General features: G+C 73.0%; 3 protein-coding genes. 2 read left to right on the top strand and 1 reads right to left on the bottom strand.

Annotated features, from left to right (window positions below):
* Positions 1 to 95 precede the first annotated feature (95 nt).
* Positions 96 to 1031: a sugar kinase gene (locus ABZ234_RS33815; protein ID WP_267950288.1), complete on the bottom strand. Its 936-nt coding sequence runs from the start codon at positions 1029 to 1031 to the stop codon at positions 96 to 98.
* A 320-nt stretch (positions 1032 to 1351) separates the two neighbouring features.
* On the opposite strand from ABZ234_RS33815, the gene ABZ234_RS33810 reads away from it, so the two are divergent.
* Entirely contained in the window at positions 1352 to 4072 is a 2721-nt protein-coding gene (locus ABZ234_RS33810; RefSeq protein ID WP_355014752.1) for a GNAT family N-acetyltransferase, read from the top strand.
* An 86-nt stretch (positions 4073 to 4158) separates the two neighbouring features.
* A complete protein-coding gene (locus tag ABZ234_RS33805; protein WP_355014753.1) occupies positions 4159 to 4734 on the top strand; it encodes a DUF5998 family protein in 576 nt (191 codons plus the stop codon).
* Positions 4735 to 4858: the final 124 nt, after the last annotated feature.

The raw sequence follows: 4858 nt of genomic DNA, 5'->3' as shown, positions 1-4858 counted from the left end.
CGGGGGGGGCGCCCCCCCCCCTCGCCCCCGGCGGGCCCGGGGGGGGGGCCCGCGCCCCCGCCGCCCCCCCCCGGCCGGAACGGAGGCGTGCGGGGTCAGCGGATGCGCTGGCCGCGGGGGGCGCCGCGCCGCACGGGCTGGCCCTCCCCCAGGTCGGGTCGGGCGCCCGGCTGGTGCAGGGCCCGCGCGGCCAGGCGGTGGGCGCGGCCCAGCGCCTCCTTGGGATGGCGGCCGGCGAGCCACGCCGGGAGGAACCCCGCGATGAAGGCGTCGCCGGCCCCCACGGAACCGGGGGAGGGCTCCACCGGCTCTGCGGGAGCGGTCACGCAGTCGTCACGGGTCTTGGACGCCCACAGGCCGCCGCCCTGGCCCAGCTTGAGCACCACGTTGGGGAACCAGGCGGTCAGCACCTTCGCCGCGGCCTCGGGGTCCTCCCGGCCGGTCAGCACCCTGGCCTGGTCGACGTTGGCGAACAGCAGCCGCGCGCCCTGGGTCCAGTCCAGGAAGTTCTCGGCGCCCGCGCGCTCCAGCGGCGCGTGCGAGCCGCCGTCGACCGAGATCGACATCCCGCTCTCGCGGGCCATCCGCAGCGCCACCCGGGCCGCGCGCCGGGAGTCGGCGTTGATCAGGGTGTACCCCGACACGTGCAGGTGCCCGTCGGGGCCGAACACGTCGCGGGGGAGGTCCTCGGGCTGGAGGCGGGCGTTGGCGCCGGGGTCGCTCAGCATCGTGCGGTCGCCCCGGTGGGTGATCATCACCACGCAGGTCCCCGTGGGCCGCTCGGGGTCCATCACCATGCGCGAGTCCAGACCGTAGCCCATGAGCTCCATCTCACGGGTCCGGCCGGTGATGTCGGAGCCGCGGCGGCCGACGAAGGTGGTGTCGGTACCCTCCACGGCCAGCCACGAGGCGATGTTCGCCCCGGAGCCCCCGCCATACATGATCACGGACGCCGGAGTGTCGCTGCCGCGGGCCAACGGGTGGAACGCGCGCGCGACGGCGTCGGTCATCAGGTCACCGATCACGACCACTCGTGTCATTTCGCCAGCCACCACCGAGGGTTATAAGAATCCGTGCTCGCACGACGTTAACAGGTGAACCGTCAGCGGCGTGTAACGAACTGAACGCGCCCCGGCCACACGTCGGCGGAAGGGCGCCGATCGCCGCTGTGGAGGGCGTCGCCGCGCCCCGGGAGCCCCCCGCGATGAGCATTGCGTCACGTGCTGCCGGTAGCCCGCACGGGCCGACCGGGGGCCGGGGAGGGCGTACCGTGCGGACGCCCCGGGGCGTTTTCGCGGTGCCCGCATGGACTTTCCCCGGATTCGACCGTTTGTCGTCTAGTCTCGCAGTCGTGCAGTCCTACCCGAATCACTGGGAAGCCGACGTCGTCCTGACCGACGGAGGCACCGCGCACCTGCGCCCCATCACCCCTGAAGACGCCGACCTGCTGCGCGAGTTCCACGCACGCCTCTCCCCGGAGACGATCTACTACCGGTTCTTCGCGCCCTACCCCAAGCTCTCCGACCGCGATGTGAAACGGTTCACGACGGTCGACTACGAGGACCGCGTGGCCCTGGTCGCCACCATCTCCGACTCCCTGGTCTCCGTGGTGCGCTACGACAAGGTCGCGCCCGAGGAGGCCGAGGTCGCCTTCGTCGTGGAGGACGGCCACCAGGGCCGCGGCCTGGCGTCGGTGCTGCTGGAGCACATCGGCGCGGCCGCGCGCGAACGGGGGGTGCGCCGCTTCATCGCCGACGTGCTGCCCGAGAACCGGCGGATGATCAACGTCTTCCGCGAAGCCGGGTACACCGCCCAGCAGACCTTCGACGAGGGGGTCATCCGCCTGACGCTGGACCTCCAGCCCACGGACGACTCCACCGAGGTCATGCGGGCCCGCGAGCAGCGCGCGGAGTCGCGCTCCATCGCCCGGCTCCTCTTCCCCGACTCGGTCGCCGTCATCGGCGCGAGCCGGACCGCCCACACCATCGGCCAGACGGCCCTGCGCAACCTCCTCGGAGGCGAGTTCCAGGGGCCCGTCTACCCGGTGCACCCCGAGGCCAAGGCCGTCGTGGGCGTGCGCGCCTACCCCTCGGTCCTGGACATCCCCGACCAGGTGGACCTCGCCGTCGTGGCGGTCCGCGCCGACATGGTCGTCGACGTCGTCGAGCAGTGCGCGGACAAGGGCGTGCTCGGGCTGGTCGTGGTCAGCTCCGGGTTCGGCGAGACCGGACCGGAGGGCCGCGCGCGCCAGGACGAGCTGGTGCGCACCGCCCGCGCCGCCGGCATGCGCGTCGTCGGCCCCAACTGCCTGGGCATCGCCAACAGCGATCCCCGGGTGTCGCTCAACGCGACGCTGTCGCCCGACCTGCCCCCGGTGGGGTCGATCGGCTTCTTCTCCCAGTCCGGCGCCCTGGGGCGGGCCATCCTCCAGCGGGTGGCCGAGCGCGGGATGGGCCTGTCCACGTTCGTCTCCGCGGGCAACCGCGCCGACGTGTCCGGCAACGACCTCATGCAGTACTGGCAGGAGGACCCCGCCACCGAGGTCGTCCTGCAGTACCTGGAGTCGCTCGGCAACCCGCGCAAGTTCACGCGCCTGGCCCGGCGCCTCGCCAAGCAGAAGCCCGTCGTGGCGGTGCGCAGCGGCGGTTCCGCGCAGACCACCCCCACCGGCCACGCGGCGGGAGGGCTCGCCCTGCCCGACTACGCCGTCACCTCGCTGTTCCAGCAGGCCGGGGTGGTCCGGGTCGACGACATCACGCAGATGTTCGACGCCGCCCAGGTGTTCGCCTACCAGCCCCTGCCCAAGGGGCCGCGGGTGGGCGTCATCGGCAACTCCGACTCCCTGGAGCTGCTGGTCAAGGACGCTGCGGTGCGTCAGGGCCTCAAGCCCCACGACCCGGTCAACCTCGGCCCCCAGGCCACCGCCGAGGACTTCGACCTCGCGCTCGAGACGGCCCTGGCGGCCGACGACGTGCACTCGGTCGTGGTCGTGTTCATCCCCGCGCTCCACCCCATCTCCGACGACGTCGCGCGGGTCCTCAGAGCGCGCTCGCTCAACTCCGACAAGCCCGTCGTGGCCACCTACCTGGGGCGCCAGGGTCTCCCCGAGGAGCTGCGCCACGTCGGCGACAGGGGCGAGACCCTGCGCGGATCGGTCCCCTCCTACCCCTCGCCCGAGGACGCGGTCCGCGCCCTGGCCTACGCGACCCGCTACACGCAGTGGCGCAACCGCAAACCGGGACGCCACCCCGAGCTGCCCGACATCGACGGTGCCCGTGCCCGCGCGACGCTGGTCCGCGCGCTCAGGAACGCCAAGCCGTCCGCGGACGACGTCGCCTGGTTCGGCGGCGAGCGCCGCTACGACGAGGAGACGGCGATCTCCGGCGAGGACGCCCGCGACCTGCTGTCCTGCTACGGCATCAACGCCTACCCGGACATCCCGGTGTCCTCGGCGGAGGGCGCCGTGGTCGCCGCCGGGCACCTCGGCTACCCGGTGGTCGTCAAGGCCGACTCGCCCGACCTGCGGGTCCGTGCGGGGGGAGCGTTCGTCCGGGCGGACCTGCGCACGCCGGAGGACGTGCGCAGCGCCTTCCTGTCGCTGTACGACCGGTTCGGCGCCGAGGCGGGGCTCGTCGTCCAGCGCATGGCCGCGCCCGGCGTGCCCACGGTGATCCGCGCGGGGGACAACCAGTCCTTCGGGTCGGTGGTCTCGTTCGGCCTGGCCGACGTGACCGCCGAGCTCCTGGACGACCGGGCGTTCCGCCTGGCGCCCCTCACCGACATGGACGCCGCCGACCTCATCCACGCGGTGCGTGCGGCGCCCCTGCTGTTCGGCCTCCCCGCGGGCGCGACCTCGCTCGCGGAGCAGCCCGACGTGGAGGCGCTGGAGGAACTCCTCATCCGGGTGTCGCGCCTGGTGGAGGCGTTTCCCGAGATCGGCTACGTGGACCTGGACCCTGTCCTCGTCAACGCCACCGGAGCCCACGTGCTGGGCGCGCGCATGTGGCTGCGGGAGGCGCCCGAGGTACGGCCCGACGCGGGGCCGCGGAGGCTGCGCGGGGTGACGTTCTGATCAGGGGGTGGTCCGCCCGCTTCTCGGCCCGGTCGCGAAGTGTCACGGGAAAGGGGCAGGATAGGGGTATGAGGAAAACACGTGCCGTGTCCACGGACTGGCGACTGGAGATCGAACGCAGCGGGTACTACCCCGCGCTGGTGATCGACGCCGTCGCCCAGGCCCTGGGCGGCGAGAGCGCCGAGGCGTTCATCGTGCACCACGAGGCGACCTTCGACCCGGCGATGGAGATGCGGCGGCACATCACCGTGATGCTGCTGACCGCGACCCGGCTCGTGGTGTGCCACACGGACGAGCACCCGCCGAACGAGACGGAGGGCACCTCGCACGCGTCCACCACGACGGACAGCATCCAGATGGGCAACATCCAGTCGGTCGCCCTGACCAGGGTGGTGCCCAACCCGGCCCAGTACACCCCGGGCAGCCTGCCGAGCGAACTGGTGCTCAGCGTCAATCTGTCGGTCAACTGGGGCGCCGTCGCCAACATCGACCTCGAACCGGCCGCCTGCGCCGACGAGACGTGCGAGCTCGACCACGGCTACACCGGCGCGATCACGGCGGAGCCCCTCACACTGCGGGTGAGCGAGGCCGCCGACGGCGCCTCGGCGGTCTCCGCGATGATGCACTTCGCCGAGGCCCTGTCCGCGGCCACCACGCGCTGACCCGCAGGGCGGGACGGGCCGTCCTCCCGGGGGCGCGGACCGGACCCTGGCTGACGATCATCCAGAGGACCTTGGGCAGGTTCCGGACCTCTTGCGCAGGGGTGGTCAGCGCGTCGAAGAACGC

Source organism: Nocardiopsis sp. NPDC006198, from assembly GCF_040613895.1.
In the GTDB taxonomy this organism is placed as follows: Bacteria; Actinomycetota; Actinomycetes; order Streptosporangiales; family Streptosporangiaceae; genus Nocardiopsis; species Nocardiopsis tropica.
Note: the sequence above shows the minus strand (reverse complement) of the source record. Positions and strands in the feature narration are given on the sequence as shown.